17 protein-coding genes are annotated in these 20,070 nt (G+C 61.4%); 13 read left to right on the top strand and 4 right to left on the bottom strand.

Annotated elements, in window-relative coordinates; translation table 11 throughout:
* The first annotated feature begins 3 nt into the window (after positions 1–3).
* From QME24_RS06535 to QME24_RS06500, 8 genes are all read left to right on the top strand, one after another.
* Positions 4–708, top strand: coding sequence for a succinate dehydrogenase iron-sulfur subunit (locus tag QME24_RS06535; protein WP_009684708.1), 705 nt, complete (start codon positions 4–6; stop codon positions 706–708).
* A 246-nt stretch (positions 709–954) separates the two neighbouring features.
* Positions 955–3,786: a 2-oxoglutarate dehydrogenase E1 component gene (locus QME24_RS06530; protein ID WP_029886713.1), complete on the top strand. Its 2,832-nt coding sequence runs from the start codon at positions 955–957 to the stop codon at positions 3,784–3,786.
* Between the two features lie 42 nt (positions 3,787–3,828).
* Positions 3,829–5,052, top strand: coding sequence for a 2-oxoglutarate dehydrogenase complex dihydrolipoyllysine-residue succinyltransferase (gene odhB, locus QME24_RS06525; RefSeq protein WP_054881175.1), 1,224 nt, complete (start codon positions 3,829–3,831; stop codon positions 5,050–5,052).
* 96 nt (positions 5,053–5,148) lie between these two features.
* Positions 5,149–6,585 (top strand): dihydrolipoyl dehydrogenase, encoded by a 1,437-nt coding sequence (lpdA, locus tag QME24_RS06520; RefSeq protein WP_009684703.1) that lies wholly within the window; start codon positions 5,149–5,151, stop codon positions 6,583–6,585.
* Between the two features lie 172 nt (positions 6,586–6,757).
* Entirely contained in the window at positions 6,758–7,924 is a 1,167-nt protein-coding gene (gene sucC, locus QME24_RS06515; RefSeq protein WP_003254205.1) for an ADP-forming succinate--CoA ligase subunit beta, read from the top strand.
* Positions 7,924–8,808, top strand: coding sequence for a succinate--CoA ligase subunit alpha (gene sucD / locus QME24_RS06510; protein WP_003254203.1), 885 nt, complete (start codon positions 7,924–7,926; stop codon positions 8,806–8,808). Before sucC ends, sucD begins: the two co-directional genes overlap by 1 nt.
* 420 nt (positions 8,809–9,228) lie before the next feature.
* Positions 9,229–10,542: a branched-chain amino acid transport system II carrier protein gene (gene brnQ, locus QME24_RS06505; RefSeq protein WP_029887683.1), complete on the top strand. Its 1,314-nt coding sequence runs from the start codon at positions 9,229–9,231 to the stop codon at positions 10,540–10,542.
* Positions 10,543–10,760: 218 nt separating this feature from the next.
* Positions 10,761–11,510 (top strand): DUF599 family protein, encoded by a 750-nt coding sequence (locus tag QME24_RS06500; protein WP_054904881.1) that lies wholly within the window; start codon positions 10,761–10,763, stop codon positions 11,508–11,510.
* Between the two features lie 65 nt (positions 11,511–11,575).
* Here QME24_RS06500 and QME24_RS06495 read toward each other — a convergent pair whose 3' ends face one another.
* Positions 11,576–11,839, bottom strand: coding sequence for a hypothetical protein (locus QME24_RS06495; protein ID WP_009684700.1), 264 nt, complete (start codon positions 11,837–11,839; stop codon positions 11,576–11,578).
* A gap of 152 nt (positions 11,840–11,991) precedes the next feature.
* Here QME24_RS06495 and QME24_RS06490 point away from each other — a divergent pair, with 152 nt between their 5' ends.
* The 4 genes from QME24_RS06490 (at position 11,992) to QME24_RS06475 (ending at position 15,710) form a co-directional block, all read left to right on the top strand.
* Complete coding sequence (locus QME24_RS06490) at positions 11,992–12,468, top strand: PaaI family thioesterase (protein WP_054904882.1); 477 nt, start codon at positions 11,992–11,994, stop codon at positions 12,466–12,468.
* The gene (locus tag QME24_RS06485; protein WP_161892037.1) at positions 12,465–12,947 is read left to right on the top strand and encodes a PaaI family thioesterase; all 483 of its coding nucleotides are present in this window, start codon (positions 12,465–12,467) and stop codon (positions 12,945–12,947) included. The genes QME24_RS06490 and QME24_RS06485 overlap by 4 nt, the downstream gene beginning before the upstream one ends.
* A 69-nt stretch (positions 12,948–13,016) precedes the next feature.
* Entirely contained in the window at positions 13,017–14,921 is a 1,905-nt protein-coding gene (htpG, locus tag QME24_RS06480; protein ID WP_029887686.1) for a molecular chaperone HtpG, read from the top strand.
* A gap of 63 nt (positions 14,922–14,984) precedes the next feature.
* A complete protein-coding gene (locus QME24_RS06475) occupies positions 14,985–15,710 on the top strand; it encodes a dienelactone hydrolase family protein (RefSeq protein ID WP_281690795.1) in 726 nt (241 codons plus the stop codon).
* Positions 15,711–15,815: 105 nt separating this feature from the next.
* On the opposite strand, the gene QME24_RS06470 is transcribed toward QME24_RS06475, so the two are convergent.
* Complete coding sequence (locus QME24_RS06470; RefSeq protein ID WP_054904885.1) at positions 15,816–16,679, bottom strand: pirin family protein; 864 nt, start codon at positions 16,677–16,679, stop codon at positions 15,816–15,818.
* A 117-nt stretch (positions 16,680–16,796) separates the two neighbouring features.
* On the opposite strand from QME24_RS06470, the gene QME24_RS06465 reads away from it, so the two are divergent.
* Complete coding sequence (locus QME24_RS06465) at positions 16,797–17,801, top strand: amidohydrolase family protein (RefSeq protein ID WP_281690794.1); 1,005 nt, start codon at positions 16,797–16,799, stop codon at positions 17,799–17,801.
* 496 nt (positions 17,802–18,297) lie between these two features.
* Here the strand turns inward: QME24_RS06465 and fabB are convergent, their stop codons facing one another.
* A complete protein-coding gene (fabB, locus tag QME24_RS06460) occupies positions 18,298–19,518 on the bottom strand; it encodes a beta-ketoacyl-ACP synthase I (RefSeq protein WP_029887743.1) in 1,221 nt (406 codons plus the stop codon).
* An 11-nt stretch (positions 19,519–19,529) separates the two neighbouring features.
* Complete coding sequence (gene fabA, locus QME24_RS06455) at positions 19,530–20,045, bottom strand: 3-hydroxyacyl-[acyl-carrier-protein] dehydratase FabA (protein ID WP_008089108.1); 516 nt, start codon at positions 20,043–20,045, stop codon at positions 19,530–19,532.
* Positions 20,046–20,070: the final 25 nt, after the last annotated feature.

Here is a 20,070-nt window from a genome sequence, read left to right as displayed (position 1 = left end):
GCTATGTTGAAAGTCGAAGTTTATCGTTACAACCCGGATACCGATTCGGCGCCAAAAATGGAGTCGTTCGACGTCGATACCGGCGGCAAGGACTTGATGGTGCTGGACGTACTGGCCCTGATCAAGGAAAAGGACGAAGGTTTCTCGTACCGTCGTTCCTGCCGTGAAGGCGTGTGCGGTTCCGACGGCATGAACATGAACGGCAAGAACGGCCTGGCCTGCATCACCCCGCTGTCGGCGGTGGTCAAGGGCAACAAGCTGGTTCTGCGCCCTCTGCCAGGCCTGCCGGTCATTCGTGACCTGGTGGTCGACATGAGCATCTTCTACAAGCAGTACGAGAAGGTGAAGCCGTTCCTGCAGAATGACACGCCGGCCCCGGCCATCGAGCGCCTGCAATCGCCGGAAGACCGCGAAAAGCTGGACGGCCTGTACGAGTGCATCCTGTGCGCTTGCTGCTCGACTTCCTGCCCGTCGTTCTGGTGGAACCCGGACAAGTTCCTGGGCCCGGCCGCGCTGCTGCAGGCCTACCGCTTCCTGGCCGACAGCCGCGACACCAAGACTCAGGAGCGCCTGGCGTCCCTGGATGACCCGTTCAGCGTATTCCGCTGCCGCGGGATCATGAACTGCGTGAACGTTTGCCCGAAAGGTCTCAACCCGACCAAGGCAATCGGCCACGTACGTAACATGCTGCTGCAAAGCGGCACCTGATACACCGTGTTGTACCTGCAGTAAGCCGAGGTGCGGGCGGTGAGCCCGCACTGAGGTAAAACCCGAGCAAGGGCCCAAAAAGCCCGCGCTCATTACCTATGAAGATATGAGACCAGCAGGGGCTTTCCGGGCTGGTACCCGGAAAATCAGCAGGATCCAGGTGGCGTGGTTCAGTCGCTGTTTTCGGACTTTTCCAGGTTTGCTTCGGCTCTCGCCGATCAGTCCCCTAATCGAGGGTGACCAAGCATGCAAGAAAGCGTGATGCAGCGCATGTGGGATAGCGCCCACCTTTCAGGTGGTAACGCTGCATATGTGGAAGAGCTCTACGAGCTCTACCTGCACGACCCTAACGCTGTGCCAGAAGAGTGGCGCACTTACTTCCAGAAGTTGCCAGCCGACGGCAGCACCGCTACTGATGTATCGCACTCGACAATCCGCGACCATTTCGTACTGCTGGCAAAGAACCAGCGCCGCGCCCAACCGGTATCTGCCGGGAGCGTGAGCAGTGAACACGAGAAGAAGCAGGTTGAAGTTCTGCGACTGATCCAGGCCTATCGTATGCGCGGCCATCAGGCTGCCAAACTCGACCCGTTGGGGTTGTGGCAGCGCCCTGCGCCCGTAGACCTGTCGATCAATCACTACGGCTTGACCAATGCCGATCTTGATACGACCTTCCGTGCCGGCGACCTGTTCATCGGCAAAGAGGAGGCGAGCCTACGCGACATCCTGGATGCACTCCAGAAGACATATTGTCGCACCATTGGCGCCGAGTTCACCCACATCGTCGATTCCGAGCAGCGCAGCTGGTTCCAGCAGCGCCTGGAAAGCGTGCGCGGCCGTCCGGAATACTCCGCTGACGTGCAGGCCCACCTGCTCGAGCGCGTTACCGCCGGTGAAGGCCTGGAAAAATACCTGGGCACCAAGTACCCAGGCACCAAGCGCTTCGGCCTGGAAGGTGGCGAGAGCCTGATCCCGATGCTGGACGAAATGATCCAGCGTTCAGGCTCCTACGGCACCAAGGAAGTGGTCATCGGCATGGCCCACCGTGGCCGTCTGAACGTGCTGGTGAACACCTTCGGCAAGAGCCCGCGCGAGCTGTTCGACGAGTTCGAAGGCAAGAAGATGAACGAGCTGGGCTCCGGTGACGTGAAGTATCACCAGGGCTTCTCCTCGAACGTGATGACCTCTGGTGGCGAAGTGCACCTGGCCATGGCGTTCAACCCGTCCCACCTGGAAATCGTTTCGCCGGTGGTCGAGGGTTCGGTGCGCGCCCGTCAGGACCGCCGCAACGACACCGTTGGCGACAAGGTGCTGCCGATCTCGATCCACGGCGACGCTGCATTCGCCGGCCAGGGTGTGGTCATGGAAACCTTCCAGATGTCGCAGACCCGCGGTTTCAAGACCGGCGGCACCGTGCACATCGTGATCAACAACCAGGTTGGTTTCACCATCAGCAACCCGCTGGACGCGCGCTCCACCGAGTACGCCACCGACGTGGCCAAGATGATCCAGGCGCCGATCCTGCACGTGAACGGCGATGACCCGGAAGCAGTGCTGTTCGTCACCCAGCTGGCCATCGACTACCGCATGCAGTTCAAGCGTGACGTGGTCATCGACCTGGTCTGCTACCGCCGTCGCGGCCACAACGAGGCCGACGAGCCGAGCGGCACCCAGCCGCTGATGTACCAGCAGATCACCAAGCAGCGTACCACCCGCGAGCTGTACGCCGAGTCGCTGATCCAGGCTGGGCGTATCGATGCCGAGCGTGCCCAGGCGAAGATCGACGAGTACCGCAACGCGCTGGACAACGGCCTGCACGTGGTGAAAAGCCTGGTCAAGGAGCCGAACCGCGAGCTGTTCGTCGACTGGCGCCCCTACCTGGGCCATGCCTGGACTGCGCGTCACGACACCCGCTTCGACCTCAAGACCTTGCAGGACCTGTCGGCCAAGCTGCTGGAAATCCCGGAAGGCTTCGTCGTCCAGCGCCAGGTGGCGAAGATCTACGAAGACCGCCAGAAGATGCAGGCCGGTGGCCTGCCGATCAACTGGGGTTATGCAGAGACCATGGCCTACGCCACCCTGCAGTTCGAAGGTCACCCGATCCGCATGACCGGCCAGGACATCGGCCGTGGCACCTTCTCGCACCGCCATGCAGTGCTGCACAACCAGAAAGATGCCGGCACCTACGTACCGCTGAAGAACCTGTTCCCGGGCCAGCCGATGTTCGAGCTGTACGACTCCTTCCTGTCGGAAGAAGCCGTGCTGGCCTTCGAATATGGCTACTCGACCACCACGCCGAACGCGCTGGTGATCTGGGAAGCCCAGTTCGGCGACTTCGCCAACGGTGCGCAAGTGGTCATCGACCAGTTCATCACCAGCGGCGAGCACAAGTGGGGTCGCCTGTGCGGTCTGACCATGCTGCTGCCGCACGGCTATGAAGGGCAGGGCCCGGAGCACTCCTCCGCGCGCCTGGAGCGTTACCTGCAGCTGTGTGCCGAGCACAACATCCAGGTCTGCGTGCCAACCACGCCGGCGCAGATCTACCACCTGCTGCGTCGTCAGGTCATTCGCCCGCTGCGCAAGCCGCTGATCGTGCTGACACCGAAGTCGCTGCTGCGTCACAAGCTGGCCGTTTCGACCCTGGAAGACCTGGCAGAAGGCTCGTTCCAGACCGTGATCCCGGAAATCGACAACCTCGATCCGGCCAAGGTCGAACGCCTGGTCCTGTGCGGTGGCAAGGTCTACTACGACCTGCTGGAGAAACGCCGTGCCGAGGGCCGCGAAGACATCGCCATCGTGCGTATCGAGCAGCTGTATCCGTTCCCGGAGGACGACCTGGTCGAAATCCTGGCGCCGTACACCAACCTCAAGCATGCCGTGTGGTGTCAGGAAGAGCCGATGAACCAGGGTGCCTGGTACAGCAGCCAGCACCACATGCGCCGTATCCTGGGCCGCCACAACAAGGCGCTGGTCCTGGAATACGCCGGCCGCGACGCTTCCGCCGCGCCAGCTTGTGGTTACGCTTCGAAGCACGCCGAACAGCAGGAAAAACTGCTGCAAGACGCCTTCACTGTCTAACGCCTTCGCGCACCTGAAACCGAATTTAAGGAAACACAGATAATGGCTATCGAGATCAAAGCCCCAACCTTCCCGGAATCGGTTGCCGATGGCACCGTTGCCACCTGGCACAAGAAGCCGGGCGAAGCCGTCAAGCGTGACGAGCTGATCGTCGACATCGAGACCGACAAGGTCGTCCTGGAAGTGCTGGCTACCGCTGACGGCGTGCTGGGCGACATCGTCAAGGGCGAGGGCGACACCGTCCTGTCCGACGAGGTGCTGGGTTCGATCGTTGAAGGCGGCGCTGCTGCCGCACCTGCTGCCGCCGCTGCACCTGCCGCTGCACCCGCTGCGGCAGCTGCCGATGCTGGTGAAGACGACCCGGTCGCCGCCCCGGCTGCGCGCAAGCTGGCCGAAGAAAACGGCATCGACCTGGCCAGCGTTGCCGGTACCGGCAAAGGCGGTCGCGTCACCAAGGAAGACGTGGTTGCAGCGGTTGCCAACAAGAAGTCGGCACCTGCCGCTGCGCCGGCTGCCAAGCCTGCTGCCGCTGCTGCTGCCCCGGTGGTCACCGCTGCTGGCGACCGCACCGAGAAGCGCGTCCCGATGACCCGCCTGCGTGCCAAGATCGCCGAGCGCCTGGTAGAAGCCCAGTCGAGCATGGCCATGCTGACCACCTTCAACGAAGTGGACATGACCGAAGTCATGGCCCTGCGTTCGAAGTACAAGGACCTGTTCGAGAAGACCCACAACGGCGTGCGCCTGGGCTTCATGTCGTTCTTCGTCAAGGCTGCCACCGAGGCGCTGAAGCGCTTCCCGGCGGTCAACGCCTCGATCGACGGCAACGACATCGTCTACCACGGCTATGCCGACGTCGGCGTTGCGGTGTCCAGCGACCGTGGCCTGGTGGTACCGGTACTGCGTAACGCCGAATCGATGAGCCTGGCCGAAATCGAAAACGGCATCGCCACCTTCGGCAAGAAGGCCCGTGACGGCAAGCTGTCGATCGAAGAGATGACCGGTGGCACCTTCACCATCACCAATGGCGGTACTTTCGGTTCGATGATGTCGACCCCGATCGTCAACCCGCCGCAGGCCGCGATCCTCGGCATGCACAACATCATCCAGCGCCCGATGGCCGTTAACGGCCAAGTGGTGATTCGCCCGATGATGTACCTGGCGCTGTCCTACGATCACCGCCTGATCGATGGCAAGGAAGCGGTAACCTTCCTGGTCACCATCAAGAACCTGCTGGAAGATCCGTCTCGCCTGCTGCTGGACATCTAATCGCGCGGCTGTAAGCTGCGAGCGGCAAGCTTCAAGTCGAAGCCTGCCTGTCTCGCAGCTTGCAGCTTGCTGCTTGAAGCTCAAAAGGAATCTTTTATGACCCAGAAATTCGACGTAGTGGTAATCGGTGCAGGTCCTGGCGGTTATGTCGCTGCCATCAAGGCCGCACAACTCGGTCTGAAGACTGCCTGTATCGAGAAGTACACCGACGCCGAGGGCAAGCTGGCCCTGGGCGGCACCTGCCTGAACGTCGGTTGCATTCCTTCCAAGGCCCTGCTGGACAGCTCCTGGAAGTACAAGGAAGCCAAAGAAAGCTTCAACGTGCATGGCATCTCCACCGGTGAAGTGAAGATGGACGTTGCCGCGATGGTTGGCCGCAAGGCTGGCATCGTCAAGAACCTGACCGGTGGCGTGGCCACCCTGTTCAAGGCCAACGGTGTTACTTCGATCCAGGGCCACGGCAAGCTGCTGGCGGGCAAAAAGGTCGAAGTCACCAAGGCTGACGGCACCACCGAAGTGATCGAAGCCGAGAACGTGATCCTGGCCTCCGGCTCGCGTCCGATCGACATTCCGCCAGCGCCTGTCGACCAGAACGTCATCGTCGACTCCACCGGCGCCCTGGAATTCCAGGCCGTACCCAAGCGCCTGGGCGTGATCGGTGCTGGCGTCATCGGCCTGGAGCTGGGCTCGGTATGGGCTCGCCTGGGTGCTGAAGTCACCGTGCTGGAAGCCCTGGACACCTTCCTGATGGCTGCCGACACTGCCGTGTCGAAAGAAGCCCAGAAGACCCTGACCAAACAAGGCCTGGACATCAAGCTGGGCGCGCGCGTGACCGGCTCGAAAGTCAACGGCGACGAAGTCGAGGTCACCTACACCAACGCCGAAGGCGAGCAGAAGATCACCTTCGACAAGCTGATCGTTGCGGTCGGCCGCCGTCCGGTGACCACCGACCTGCTGGCTTCCGACAGCGGCGTGACCATCGACGAGCGTGGCTACATCTACGTCGACGACCACTGCGCGACCAGCGTGCCGGGCGTCTATGCCATCGGTGACGTGGTGCGTGGCCTGATGCTGGCGCACAAGGCCTCGGAAGAGGGCATCATGGTGGTTGAGCGCATCAAGGGCCACAAGGCCCAGATGAACTACGACCTGATCCCTTCGGTGATCTACACCCACCCGGAAATCGCGTGGGTCGGCAAGACCGAACAATCCTTGAAGGCCGAGGGTGTTGAGGTTAACGTAGGCACCTTCCCGTTCGCGGCCAGCGGCCGTGCGATGGCGGCCAACGACACCGGTGGTTTCGTCAAGGTCATCGCCGACGCCAAGACCGACCGCGTGCTGGGTGTACACGTGATTGGCCCATCGGCTGCCGAACTGGTGCAGCAGGGCGCAATCGCAATGGAATTCGGCACCAGTGCCGAGGACCTGGGCATGATGGTCTTCAGCCATCCAACCTTGTCCGAAGCGCTGCATGAAGCAGCGCTGGCTGTGAATGGCGGCGCCATTCACGTGGCCAACCGTAAGAAGCGTTAATCATAAGAAACCACGGCGGGCAGCCCGTCGTGAGTCTTGCGTGCATGACTCACCGCGGAACGTCCGCCGGACCGGATCACATGGGATAACCCGGGGTCAACGGTCACAGGTGGCGCGGCGCCAGTAATGGCGCAGCGCCGAAGCGCAGTACCTAACGAAGACGGTAAAAAGCATGAATCTTCACGAGTATCAGGGTAAGCAGCTGTTCGCTGAGTACGGCCTGCCAGTTTCCAAGGGTTTCGCAGTCGATACCCCTGAGCAAGCTGCAGAAGCCTGCGACAAGATCGGCGGGAACGAGTGGGTAGTCAAAGCCCAGGTTCACGCGGGTGGTCGCGGTAAAGCGGGCGGCGTCAAGCTGGTTCGCAGCAAGGAAGACGCCAAGGCGTTCGCTGCACAGTGGTTGGGCAAGAATCTGGTTACCTACCAGACCGATGCCAACGGTCAACCCGTCTCCAAGATTCTGGTCGAATCCTGCACTGACATCGCCAAAGAGCTGTACCTGGGCGCTGTAGTCGATCGTTCGAGCCGCCGCATCGTGTTCATGGCCTCCACCGAAGGTGGCGTGGACATCGAGAAAGTCGCTCACGAAACGCCTGAGAAAATCCTCAAGGCCACCATCGACCCACTGGTCGGCGCACAGCCGTTCCAGGGTCGCGAGCTGGCATTCCAGCTGGGCCTGGAAGGCAAGCAAGTTCAACAGTTCGCCAAGATCTTCGTAGGCCTGGCCAAGCTGTTCAAGGATCACGACCTGGCGCTGCTGGAAGTGAACCCGCTGGTGATCAAGGCCGATGGCGACCTGCACTGCCTCGATGCCAAGATCAACATCGACGCCAACGCCATGTACCGTCAGCCCAAGCTGAAAACCTTCCACGACCCGTCGCAGGACGACGCCCGTGAAGCCCACGCTGCCAAGTTCGAACTGAACTACGTTGCCCTCGAAGGCAACATCGGCTGCATGGTCAACGGTGCCGGCCTGGCCATGGGTACCATGGACATCGTCAACCTGCACGGCGGCAAGCCGGCCAACTTCCTCGACGTTGGCGGCGGTGCTACCAAAGAGCGCGTTACCGAAGCGTTCAAGATCATTCTGTCCGACAGCAATGTCGCGGCCGTTCTGGTCAACATCTTCGGCGGCATCGTTCGCTGCGACATGATTGCCGAAGGCATCATCGGTGCAGTGAAAGAAGTCGGCGTCAAGGTTCCGGTCGTCGTTCGCCTTGAGGGCAACAACGCCGAACTGGGCGCTAAAGTACTGGCAGAAAGCGGTTTGAACATCATTGCGGCAACCAGCCTGACCGACGCTGCTCAACAAGTTGTCAAAGCTGCGGAGGGCAAGTAATGAGCGTCCTGATCAATAAAGACACCAAAGTCATCTGCCAGGGCTTCACCGGCTCGCAGGGTACTTTCCACTCCGAACAGGCCATCGCCTACGGCACCAAGATGGTCGGCGGCGTAACCCCAGGCAAGGGTGGCACCACCCACCTGGGCCTGCCGGTGTTCAACACCGTCAAGGAAGCCGTGGAAGCTACCGGCGCTGATGCTTCGGTCATCTACGTACCGGCTCCTTTCTGCAAGGACTCGATCCTGGAAGCAGCCTTCGGCGGCATCAAGCTGATCGTCTGCATCACCGAAGGCATTCCTACCCTGGACATGCTGGATGCCAAGGTCAAGTGCGACGAGCTGGGCGTGACCCTGATCGGCCCTAACTGCCCAGGTGTCATCACCCCGGGCGAGTGCAAGATCGGCATCATGCCTGGCCACATCCACCTGCCAGGCAAGGTCGGTATCGTGTCGCGCTCCGGCACCCTGACCTACGAAGCTGTGAAGCAGACCACCGACGCCGGCTTCGGCCAGTCGACCTGTGTCGGTATCGGTGGTGACCCGATCCCGGGCTCCAACTTCATCGATATCCTGAAGCTGTTCCAGGAAGACCCGAAGACCGAAGCGATCGTCATGATCGGCGAGATCGGCGGTTCGGCTGAAGAAGAAGCAGCGGCCTACATCAAGGCCCACGTGACCAAGCCTGTCGTTTCCTACATCGCTGGTGTTACCGCACCTGCGGGCAAGCGCATGGGCCACGCTGGCGCCATCATTTCTGGCGGCAAAGGCACTGCAGACGAGAAGTTTGCAGCCCTGCAGGACGCGGGTGTGAAAACCGTGCGTTCCCTGGCCGACATCGGCAAGGCCCTGGCCGAGCTGACCGGTTGGGAAGCCAAGAAGTAATACCGCTACCCCCCCACGCGCACAGAGGCCACCTTCGGGTGGCCTTTGTCGTTTGTGGGGTTCTGAATTCCTGTGCCGCACTCTTCGCGGGCAAGCCCGCGAAGAGGCCAGATCAGGCACTGTAGATTTTTCGATGGGTTTGATAGGAATTTTCACACAGACACGGCGTTTAAACCGAGGATAATTCCCTCTGTCTTCGGTCGCACAGACGACAAACATGTACGCACATCGGACAAGCAGCACTGTTCCAGTGCGTTTGACTGACAAAACGGTTACATTACGCGCTCACTCTGTGCCCGTACCCCAAAAGGGAACGACACGCTAAACGGGTCTGGCCTATCAAGCCGGGCAGCATTTCCCCTCATCCAAAGGGAAATCCCCTCTCGAATCCCGATTTCAGCAGTGTGGTACTACCTTAAAATGAAAGTTCTCAAAGGCCAGGATATCCTGGCGCTTGGCTTTATGACGTTTGCGCTTTTTGTGGGTGCAGGCAACATCATCTTCCCGCCTATCGTCGGCCTGCAGTCCGGCCCCCATGTGTGGATGGCGGCGCTGGGCTTCCTGGTTACGGCCGTAGGCCTGCCGGTCATCACCGTGGTCGCCCTGGCCAAGGTCGGTGGTGGCATGGATGCCCTGAGCAGCCCGATCGGCAAATTCTTCGGCGGCTTGCTGGCGGCCGTCTGCTACCTGTCGGTCGGCCCACTGTTCGCTACCCCGCGTACGGCGACCGTTTCGTTCGAAGTGGGTGTTGCTCCGCTGACCGGGGAAAGCCCGCTGGCGCTGTTCATCTACAGCCTGGTGTATTTCGCTGTGGTGCTGGCCGTGTCGATGTACCCCGGCAAGTTGCTCGATACCGTGGGCCGCTTCCTGGCGCCGTTGAAGATCATCGCCCTGGCCGTACTGGGCATTGCCGCCTTTGCCCTGCCGGCAGGGGGCATGGGTGACGCGCAGCCGGCTTATGCGGCAGCGGCCTTCTCCAAAGGCTTCTCCGATGGCTACCTGACCATGGATACCCTGGGGGCCCTGGTGTTCGGTATCGTCATCGTCAACGCCATCCGCTCGCGCGGTGTCGAGTCGCCGAAGCTGATTACCCGTTATGCCATCATCGCCGGCCTGATCGCCGGTGTCGGGCTGGCCCTGGTCTACATCAGCCTGTTCCGTCTGGGCGCCACCAGCCACGATATCGCGGCGGATGCCACCAATGGCGCGGCCGTTCTGCATGCCTACGTACAGCACACCTTCGGTTCGTTGGGCAGCGGCTTCCTTGCGGTGCTGATCGCGCTGGCCTGCCTGGTGACTGCGGTGGGCCTGACCTGCGCATGCGCCGAGTACTTCAGCCAGATCCTGCCGCTGTCGTACCGCGCCCTGGTGGTGATCCTGGCTGGCTTCTCGCTGTTGATTTCCAACCTTGGCCTGACCAAGTTGATCATGTTCTCGATCCCGGTACTTACCGCCATCTACCCGCCCTGCATCGTGGTAGTCGGCCTGAGTTTCGTGAAAGAGCTGTGGCATTCGCCGACCCGTATCCTGGCGCCGGTCATGCTGGTGTCGCTGGTGTTCGGCATGGTCGATGCGATCAAGGGCAGCAGCCTTGCCCACATGCTCCCGGACTTCATGGCGCACCTGCCGTTGAGCGATGCCGGCATGGCCTGGCTGGTGCCATCGGTGGTGACCCTGATGGGCGCCGTCGCCTGCGACCGCATGCTGGGCAAGCCGCGCGAAGCGCTGGCCTGACGCGCCGGGCCAAGCCTTGGGGGGCGGCACCGGCCACAAGCCGAAGGGTGCCCGCCCAAGGTGCAAGCTGCAGAGCCCCGTATCGGCAACGATGCGGGGCTTTTTTCTGCCCCAAACCGGCAGTACGAATTTCAGCAGGAATGTGTGCCTTTTGCCGCTTGCCAGCGTCGAAACCCGGTCCCTATCCTTCAGGCACCTGGCCTTTTCGGGAATCCTGCATGAATTTCATCCAAAGCAACCTCAACAACCTGCTGGCTGTCGCCTGGTTCGCCCTGTGCTGGGGTGGCTATACCCGGTATGCGATCTGGAAAGGGCGCGACACCGCGTGCCTGGCCAGCGTGCTGCACCTGTACCGTGAAGACTGGATGCGGCGCATGTTGCTGCGCGATAACCGTATTGCCGATGCCAGCGTGATCGGCAACCTGGAGCGCAACGCGTCGTTCTTCGCCTCCAGCACCTTGATCATCCTGGCCGGTATCCTCACCGTGCTGGGGGCCTCCGACAGGGCGCTGTCGCTGCTGGCCGACCTGCCGCTGGTGCAGCAGACTTCACAGGGCATGTCGGAGATCAAGTTGTTGTGCCTGGCCATGGTCTTCGTGTATGCCTTCTTCACCTTCAGCTGGTGCATGCGCCAATACAACTTTGCTGCCGTACTGGTTGGCTCGGCACCGATGATTGGCGAACGGCAGGTCAACGAACTGGAGCGCAAGGCGTTCGCCTCGCGGGCAGCACGGGTGTTGTCGCTGGCGGCCAACCAGTTCAACCTTGGTTTACGTTCCTATTACTTCGGCATGGCCATGTTGAGCTGGTTCATCAGCCCGTGGTTGTTCATGGGCATGAGTGTGGGCGTTGTATTGATCTTGTACCGTCGGGAGTTCCATTCCGATGTGCTGGAGGTGATGGTCTTTACCCCCACGGATAGTGTCAACAGCGAGCCATTGAAAGAGGGTGGTGTAGCAGTGAACTGAAACGATTAACCGTTAATTCAACGCAAAAAAAAACCCGACAACGTCGGGTTTTTTTATCGGGCTGATTACTGCTTGGCAGGTTCTGCCGGCGCCGGAGTAGCCGGGGCGGCTTCTTCGGCAGCCTTTTGCTCGGCTTCAGCCTGATCTTTGGCAGCTTCGGCGTTTTCCTTGGCGGCGTCGTTCATTTTATCCTGAGCTTCGCCCATCTTTTCCTGGGCTTGCTCGGCATGTTCCTGCGCATCTTGGGCTTTGTCTTCGCTCGCTTTATCGCAAGCAGCCAGGCCCATGGCAGCAGCCAGCATCAGAGCAAAAGCAAATGGTTTACGCATGGGGGTGTTTCTCCTTGGTGTGATAAGTGACTTGTTCCTTCGAGTGCAGCCACTTGGAATAAGTTCAACGAAGGTTTCAGATATATAACGCCCCGTTCTACATGGACTTTTGAACCCACCTATGCCGTTTGGAAGGGACGTGGTAACAGCCTATGAGTGATGCGACCTTGATGTCCATGGCCGAGCGTTTTCTTTCGGCATTGAAACACTGCCAGTTGTTGCAGATGCGTGTGGCCCAGGCTGATGAAACTGGCATGACGCTGGTCCTGCCCTGGTCGCCGGCCATTGTCGGCAACCCGCAAACCGGTGCCGTACACGGTGGGGCGCTGACAACGCTGATGGACACCACCTGCGGCATGGCCACGCTATGCGTACTGCCGCACTTCGAGGTATGCCCGACCCTGGATCTGCGCATCGACTACATGCACCCGTCGGTACCGGGCAAGGACATCCATGGGCATGCCCAGTGTTACCGGGTGACCCGCGACGTGATCTTCACCCGTGGCAGCGCCTACCAGGACGACCCCGAGCGGCCGATCTGCCAAGTGGTGGGTACGTTCATGCGGTTAGGCACGCAGGTCAAGGGCGGCATCCGCTTTGGCAGCAGCCTGAAGGAGGGCGGGTCATGATTCCGCCGGCCATTCGCCAGCAACTCAATGCAGCACACGCGCAAGGTGACTATCGCCCCTTGCTGGCATTGATTCCCTACGCCGGGTTGATCGGCATCGAATGCGAGCGCGAGGGGGATGACCTGCTGTTCCGCCTGCCAGCCAATCCGGACACTGTCGGCAACCCGCTCTTGCCCGCTATCCATGGCGGGGTGATTGCCGGCTTCATGGAGCTCTCTGCAGCGCTGTACCTGCTGATCTATAGCGACAGCGCCAGCATTCCGAAGATCATCGATTTCTCCATTGACTACCTGCGCGCCGGGCTGTTGCGCGATACCTACGCCCAGTGCCAATTGTGGCGCCAGGGGCGACGGGTGACCAATGTGGCCATTACCGCCTGGCAGGGCGACCGCCAGTCGCCGATTGCCACAGCCCGCGCGCATTTCAAGATCGAACCGCAAAAGCCCTTGAAATCATCCGGGCAGCCCCCATCTGCATGACATCCGCCGTTAACGCAGGCTGTACCGCCCGCCAGGCGCCATTGCAATCAGATCGGAGTTTTGAAGACCATGAGTGTGGAGACTCAAAAAGAAACGCTTGGCTTCCAGACCGAGGTAAAGCAACTGCTGCACCTCATGATCCATTCCTTGTATTCGAACAAGGAGATCTTCCTGCGTGAACTGATCTCCAACGCCTCCGACGCCGCCGACAAGCTGCGCTTCGAGGCGCTGGCCAAGCCAGAGTTGCTGGAAGGCGACGCCGACCTGAAGATTCGCCTGAGCTTCGACAAGGAGGCGGGTACCGTGACCCTCGAGGACAACGGTATCGGCATGAGCCGCGAAGACGTCATCACCCACCTGGGCACCATCGCCAAGTCCGGCACTGCCGACTTCATGAAGAACCTCACCGGTGACCAGAAGAAGGACTCGCACCTGATCGGCCAGTTCGGCGTGGGCTTCTATTCCGCGTTCATCGTTGCCGACAAGGTTGACGTGTACAGCCGTCGCGCCGGCCAGCCGGCTGCCGAAGGCGTACATTGGTCGTCCCGTGGCGAGGGTGAGTTCGAAGTCGCCACTGTCGACAAGCCCCAGCGCGGCACCCGCATCGTCCTGCACCTGAAGAAGGACGAGCAGGAGTTCGCCGATGGCTGGCGCCTGCGCAACGTGGTCAAGAAGTACTCCGACCATATCGCCTTGCCTATCCAGTTGCCGAAAGAGCAGGCGGCTGCCGAAGGTGAAGAGCAGCCGGCCGAAGAGTGGGAAACCGTCAACCGTGCCAGCGCCCTGTGGACCCGTTCGCGCAGCGACGTGAAGGACGAGGAATACCAGGAGTTCTACAAGCACATCGGCCACGACTTCGAGAACCCGCTGGCCTGGAGCCACAACAAGGTCGAAGGCAAGCTTGAATACAACTCGCTGCTGTATGTGCCGGCCCGCGCGCCGTTCGACTTGTACCAGCGCGAAGCGCCACGCGGCCTGAAGCTATATGTACAGCGCGTGTTCATCATGGACCAGGCCGAGTCGTTCCTGCCGCTGTACCTGCGCTTCATCAAAGGTGTGGTCGACTCCAACGACCTGTCGCTGAACGTATCGCGTGAAATCCTGCAGAAAGACCCGATCATCGACTCGATGAAGACCGCGCTGACCAAGCGCGTGCTGGACATGCTGGAGAAGTTGGCGAAGAACGAGCCTGAGCAGTACAAGGGCTTCTGGAAAAACTTCGGCCAGGTGCTGAAGGAAGGCCCGGCCGAAGACTTCGCCAACAAAGAGAAGATCGCCAGCCTGCTGCGTTTTGCCTCCACCCACGACGACAGCGGCGAGCAGAGCGTTGCCCTGGCCGACTACCTGGCGCGCGCCAAGGAAGGCCAGGACAAGATCTACTACCTCACCGGTGAGTCCTATGCGCAGGTCAAGAACAGCCCGCACCTGGAAGTCTTCCGCAAGAAAGGCATCGAAGTGTTGCTGCTGACCGACCGCATCGACGAGTGGCTGATGAGCTACCTCAACGAATTCGACGGCAAGGCCTTCGTCGATGTCGCCCGCGGCGACCTGGACCTGGGCAAGCTGGACTCCGAAGAGGACAAGAAAGCCCAGGAAGAAGTCGCCAAGGACAAGGAAGGCCTGGTCGAGCGCCTGAAAGGTGCATTGGGTGACAGTGTGGCCGAAGTCCGCGTGTCGCACCGCCTGACCGACTCCCCGGCGATCCTGGCCATTGGTGAGCAGGACCTTGGCCTGCAGATGCGCCAGATCCTCGAGGCCAGTGGGCAGAAAGTGCCGGAGTCCAAGCCGATCTTCGAGTTCAACCCAAGCCACCCGCTGATCGACAAGCTGGACAACGAGCAGAGCGAAGACCGTTTCGCCGAGCTGTCGCATATCCTCTTCGATCAGGCGGCCCTGGCGGCCGGGGACAGCCTGAAAGACCCGGCAGCGTACGTTCGTCGCCTGAACAAGCTGCTGGTCGAGCTGTCTGCTTGAGTTGATGCAGAGGAAAGCCCGCTTCGGCGGGCTTTTTTATGACGAGTGCCAATGGAGTGCCTGATGAGCAAAGTAATCGTCGAATCGCTGGTTTATCACCTGTCCGGCCGAACCTACGAAAGCCGCCTGGTCTACGAGCCCGGGGCGCTGGGGCGCCCGGGCCTGGTCATGGCACCGAACTGGATGGGGATTGGCGAAGGTGCCGAACGCATCGCCAAGGAAGTGGCCGAAAAGGGCTATGTGGTGTTGCTCGCCGACCTGTATGGGCAGTCGGTGCGCCCGTCCAATGCGGACGAAGCGGGCGCAGCGATGATGCCGCTCAAGAACGACCGCGGCGAACTTCGCAAGCGCATGCAGGAGGCCCTGGCCCAGTTGCTGGGGCAGTCCAAGGCGCTGCTGGAGCCTGGCAAAGTTGCCACCTTCGGCTTCTGCTTCGGGGGTTGCTGTGCGCTGGAGCTGGCGCGCAGCGGCGCCGACTTGCGTGCGGCAGTGTCGTTCCACGGCACATTGGACACGCCGAACCCCGAGGATGCCAAGCGCATCAAGGGCTCGGTGCTGGTGCTGCACGGTGCATCCGACCCATTGGTGCAGAAAGAGCAGCTGCCGGCATTCGAAGACGAGATGAATGCGGCCAAGGTCGACTGGCAGTTGCTCAGCTATGGCGGGGCCGTGCATTCGTTCACCGACCCTGGCGCCAATGTGCCGGGCAAGATGCAGTATGACCGGCGCACCTCGGAGCGGGCGTTCCGTTCGATGCATAACCTGCTGACTGAAGTGTTCCAGCGCTGATCGCATAGTGGGGCTGCTGTGCAGCCCTTCGCGGGCTTGCCCGCTCCCACGACTCTCACCCTGTGGGAGCGGGCAAGCCCGCGAAGGGGCGCAAAGCGACCCCAATCAGCGAGGCAACTCGATCCTCGAGCTCTCCCCCGGCACGACCGGCCAATCCCCCGCAGCCCATCTGGCCCTCGCCTGCTCGATCAGCGCCGGGTCACTGGCGACAAAGTTCCAGTTCATCCGCCGCGGCCCATCCAGCGGCGCGCCGCCAATCAGTACCAGCTGGCATTCACCTTGCGCACACAGCGTCACCTCTTCGCCCTCCGGCAGCACCACCAGGCTGCACGGCGCCACATCCTCGCCGTTCATCTGCAGTTCGCCCTCCAACAGGTACAGCGCCCGCTCCACGTGCTCGTTCGGCACCTGCAAGGTAGCCGCCGTTTGCATCTGCACCTGCGCATAGAGGGTAGGGGACAGCACCGGCACCGGTGACGCCAGGCAGAACCCGGTGCCGGCAATCATGCAGATGCGCACCCCCAGGCTGTCGCTGACCGGCAGGCTGGCCGCAGGATGATGGCTGTAGCTGGGCGCGCCTTGTTCATGCTCACGTGGCGAGGCCAGCCAAACCTGCAAGCCGTGCAGGCTTGACCCTTTGGCCAAGGCGTCAGCAGGGGTGCGCTCGACGTGCGCCACGCCGCGACCGGCCGTCATCCAGCTGACGTCGCCGGGCAGCACCAACTGGTCCGAGCCCAGGCTGTCCTTGTGCTGAATTGCCCCTTCGAACAGGTAAGTCAGGGTTGAAAGGCCGATGTGCGGGTGTTGGCGGATGTCCATGCCGCGCCCGGGGGCGTAGGCGGTTTTCAGCATGTGATCGAAGAATACGAACGGGCCGACACTGCGGCACTGCGCCGCTGGCAGCGGGCGCAGAATCGGCTGGCCCTCGACCGACTCTGCACGGGGGCGAATGATCAGCGTGCTGCTCATGAGAATGGCTCCAGGCAAGGGGGCAATGCCCAAGCATAACGGTTTGCCTGCTGTGCCTGAACCGTCTTCTGCACCAGCCGGTCTACCTTGTCTGATACCAGGAGAAGGGAGCTGCCCATGAATGCCAAAGCGCTGGCCTGCGCGTTACTGTCCGCTTGCTTGTGCCAAGCGGTACAGGCGCGTGACTACCGCTACAGTGACGCCCACCTGCACTATGTGGATTTCTTCCAGGAAAGTGAGGGGATGCCGGCATTGCTCAAGGCGATGGATGCGGCAGGCGTTGACCAGTCGATGATTTCCGGCATTCCGGTGGCCAAGAAGTGGCACGAAGACGAGCCCAAGCGCCCGCGTTACTACGCCGGTGATGATGCCGATGCTTACTGGTACAGCGCCACCGACACCTATGTGGCGGCCGCGCTCCAGCAGTTGCCACCGCAGCAGCGTAAACGCTTCCACCCGTTCCTGAGCGGGTTCAACCCGGTGGACAAGAACGCCGTCAGCCATATCGAGCGTATGCTCGATCTGTACCCGGGGCTATGGCAGGGCATCGGGGAGGTGTTTACCCGCCATGATGACCTGACTGCGTTGACCAGTGGCGAAACGCCGCGCGCCAACAACGAAGCCATGACCCGGATCTATCACCTGGCCGCTGAGCGCGACCTGCCAGTGCTGCTGCACTCCAACATCACCTCCAAGCGCGAGCGCAACCCGCTGTACCTGGCAGAAATCGAAGAGCCGCTACGCAATCACCCGCACACCCGGTTCATCTGGGCCCATGCTGGCAGCAGCATGGAAATACACCGGCATCAGACGCAGATGGACTTTTTACTGCCCGTGCTGACGCGGTTGCTTGAGGATTACCCGAACCTGTATGTCGATCTGTCGTGGAGTGTGCTGCAGCCGTATCTGCTGGATGACAAGGGTGTGCCGCGCAAGGAATGGCTGGCGTTGGTCGAGAAGTTCCCGGAGCGGTTCATGCTGGGGTCGGATGTGGTGGGGCAGTTTGGCAGCCTGGGCGAGCAGATGCACGGGTTCAAGCCGTTTCTGGATGCGTTGCCGGAGGGGGTGGCGAACAAGGTAGCCAAGGAGAACTTCCTGGCTGTGTTGCCCAGGCAGAAGTAAGGGTTCACCAGTACTGACCTATCGCAGGCAAGCCAGCTCACAGGGATCGCATCAGGGCTGACAGGTGTTTGCCACAAGGTATGCAGCGCCTGTTAGAGCGAGCGCCGCCCGCGCGGCGCATCGCGAGCTGCGCTCGCTCCTACGTTTGTTTCGGGCCAATTATTCCTGTGGGATTTGCGCGCGAACGCCTTGGCGCATGCCTCAAAATCGCGTCGTACGAACAAGGCGGCCGCGCGCATCTGGCACAGGGGCTACTGGCCCGAAACAAACGTAGGAGCGAGCGCAGCTCGCGATGCGCCGCGCGGGCGGCGCTCAATCTCACAGGCGCTGAAGATGCTGCGGCTACCCGTGCCAGAAACCATTCTCCCACAGGTACAGCGCAGCACTCAGGCCCTGTGCTGATCCTGTGGGCTTGCCTGCGACAGGGCCAGTACAGGCCACACAAAAGAAAACGCCCCGAACCAGTCGGGGCGTTTCTGATTACTGCCAGGGCGCCTTACTTGCCTTCCCAGCGCTTGAGCACCAGGGTGGCGTTGGTGCCGCCGAAGCCGAAGCTGTTGCTCATGACCGTGTCGATCTTGGCGTTTTCTTCGGTTTTGCGCAGGATCGGCAGGTCGGCCACTTCCGGGTCCAGCTCGTCGATGTTGGCAGAGCCGGCGATGAAGTTGTTTTCCATCATCAGCAGGCAGTAGATCGCCTCGTGCACGCCCGCGGCGCCCAGCGAGTGGCCCGACAGGCTCTTGGTCGAGCTGATCTTCGGCGCCTTGTCCTTGAATACCTCGCGAACGCCTTTCATCTCGGCAACGTCACCGACCGGGGTCGAGGTGCCGTGGGTGTTCAGGTAATCGATCGGGGTGTCGACGGTAGACAGCGCCTGCTGCATGCAGCGGATAGCGCCTTCGCCACTCGGGGCAACCATGTCGTAACCGTCGGAGGTCGCACCGTAGCCGACGATTTCGGCGTAGATCTTGGCGCCACGGGCCAGGGCATGTTCCAGCTCCTCGACCACCACCATGCCGCCGCCGCCAGCGATGACGAAGCCATCACGGTCTGCGTCGTAGGCGCGGGAGGCCAGTTCCGGGGTTTCGTTGCGCTTGGTCGACAGGGCGCCCATGGCATCGAACAGGAACGACTGGCTCCAGTGCTCTTCTTCACCGCCGCCGGCAAAGACGATGTCCTGCTTGCCCCACTGGATCTGCTCCAGGGCGGTACCGATGCAGTGAGCCGAAGTGGCGCAGGCCGACGAGATCGAGTAGTTGATGCCCTTGATCTTGAACGGCGTAGCCAGGCACGCCGAAACGGTGCTGCCCATGGTGCGCGTAACGCGGTAAGGGCCGACACGCTTGACGCCTTTCTCGCGCAGGGTGTCCAGCGCTTCCATCTGGTTCAGGGTCGAGGCGCCGCCGGAGCCAGCCACCAGGCCGGTACGCGGGTTGGACACCTGCTCTTCGGTCAGGCCGGAATCCTTGATCGCGTCCTGCATGGCCAGGTAGGCGTAGGCAGCCGCGTGGCCCACGAAGCGGTAGACCTTGCGGTCGATCAATTCTTCGAGGTTGAGGTCGATGGACCCGGAAACCTGGCTACGCAGCCCCATTTCCTTGTATTCCGGGTTGTAACGGATACCCGGACGGCTGTTGCGCAGGTTTTCGGTGACGGTAGCTTTGTCATTGCCCAGGCACGAAACGATGCCCAGACCAGTGATAACGACGCGGCGCATGCGAATAACCCTTAGAAATTGTCAGTGGAGGTGAACACGCCGACCCGCAGGCCTTCGGCGGTGTAGATCTCGCGGCCGTCAACGCTGACCGAGCCATCGGCGATGGCCATGTTCAGCTTGCCCTTCAGGACGCGTTTGATGTGGATGTTGTAGGTGACTTTCTTGGCGGTAGGCAAAACCTGGCCGAAGAACTTCACTTCGCCCGAACCCAGGGCGCGGCCGCGGCCTGGCAGGCCCTGCCAGCCGAGGAAGAAACCGACCAGCTGCCACATGGCGTCGAGGCCCAGGCAGCCCGGCATGACCGGGTCGCCTTCGAAATGGCAGGCGAAGAACCACAGGTCCGGGGTGATATCCAGCTCGGCGACCAACTCACCTTTGCCGTACTTGCCGCCTTCTTCGCTGATGTGGGTGATGCGATCGACCATCAGCATGTTCGGCGCGGGCAGTTGCGCATTACCTGGGCCGAACAGCTCACCGCGACTGCAGCGCAGCAGGTCTTCCCGAGTAAAGGCGTGTTGTTTGGTCATGCGAGCTCCTCAATAACCCCCTGTG

Source organism: Pseudomonas sp. PARCl1, assembly GCF_947311875.1.
Classification (GTDB): domain Bacteria; phylum Pseudomonadota; class Gammaproteobacteria; order Pseudomonadales; family Pseudomonadaceae; genus Aquipseudomonas; species Aquipseudomonas juntendi.
The sequence above is the reverse complement of the archived record's forward strand: the minus strand, read 5'-3'. Positions and strand labels throughout refer to the sequence as shown.

Coding starts and splice junctions, on each gene's coding strand:
- QME24_RS06530 (WP_029886713.1), top strand. CDS start 955: ATGCAAGAAAGCGTGATGCAGCGCATGTGGGATAGCGCCCACCTTTCA.
- QME24_RS06490 (WP_054904882.1), top strand. CDS start 11,992: ATGAGTGATGCGACCTTGATGTCCATGGCCGAGCGTTTTCTTTCGGCA.
- htpG (WP_029887686.1), top strand. CDS start 13,017: ATGAGTGTGGAGACTCAAAAAGAAACGCTTGGCTTCCAGACCGAGGTA.
- QME24_RS06465 (WP_281690794.1), top strand. CDS start 16,797: ATGAATGCCAAAGCGCTGGCCTGCGCGTTACTGTCCGCTTGCTTGTGC.
- QME24_RS06500 (WP_054904881.1), top strand. CDS start 10,761: ATGAATTTCATCCAAAGCAACCTCAACAACCTGCTGGCTGTCGCCTGG.
- QME24_RS06535 (WP_009684708.1), top strand. CDS start 4: ATGTTGAAAGTCGAAGTTTATCGTTACAACCCGGATACCGATTCGGCG.
- odhB (WP_054881175.1), top strand. CDS start 3,829: ATGGCTATCGAGATCAAAGCCCCAACCTTCCCGGAATCGGTTGCCGAT.
- lpdA (WP_009684703.1), top strand. CDS start 5,149: ATGACCCAGAAATTCGACGTAGTGGTAATCGGTGCAGGTCCTGGCGGT.
- QME24_RS06485 (WP_161892037.1), top strand. CDS start 12,465: ATGATTCCGCCGGCCATTCGCCAGCAACTCAATGCAGCACACGCGCAA.
- sucD (WP_003254203.1), top strand. CDS start 7,924: ATGAGCGTCCTGATCAATAAAGACACCAAAGTCATCTGCCAGGGCTTC.
- QME24_RS06475 (WP_281690795.1), top strand. CDS start 14,985: ATGAGCAAAGTAATCGTCGAATCGCTGGTTTATCACCTGTCCGGCCGA.
- sucC (WP_003254205.1), top strand. CDS start 6,758: ATGAATCTTCACGAGTATCAGGGTAAGCAGCTGTTCGCTGAGTACGGC.
- fabB (WP_029887743.1), bottom strand. CDS start 19,518: ATGCGCCGCGTCGTTATCACTGGTCTGGGCATCGTTTCGTGCCTGGGC.
- fabA (WP_008089108.1), bottom strand. CDS start 20,045: ATGACCAAACAACACGCCTTTACTCGGGAAGACCTGCTGCGCTGCAGT.
- brnQ (WP_029887683.1), top strand. CDS start 9,229: ATGAAAGTTCTCAAAGGCCAGGATATCCTGGCGCTTGGCTTTATGACG.
- QME24_RS06495 (WP_009684700.1), bottom strand. CDS start 11,839: ATGCGTAAACCATTTGCTTTTGCTCTGATGCTGGCTGCTGCCATGGGC.
- QME24_RS06470 (WP_054904885.1), bottom strand. CDS start 16,679: ATGAGCAGCACGCTGATCATTCGCCCCCGTGCAGAGTCGGTCGAGGGC.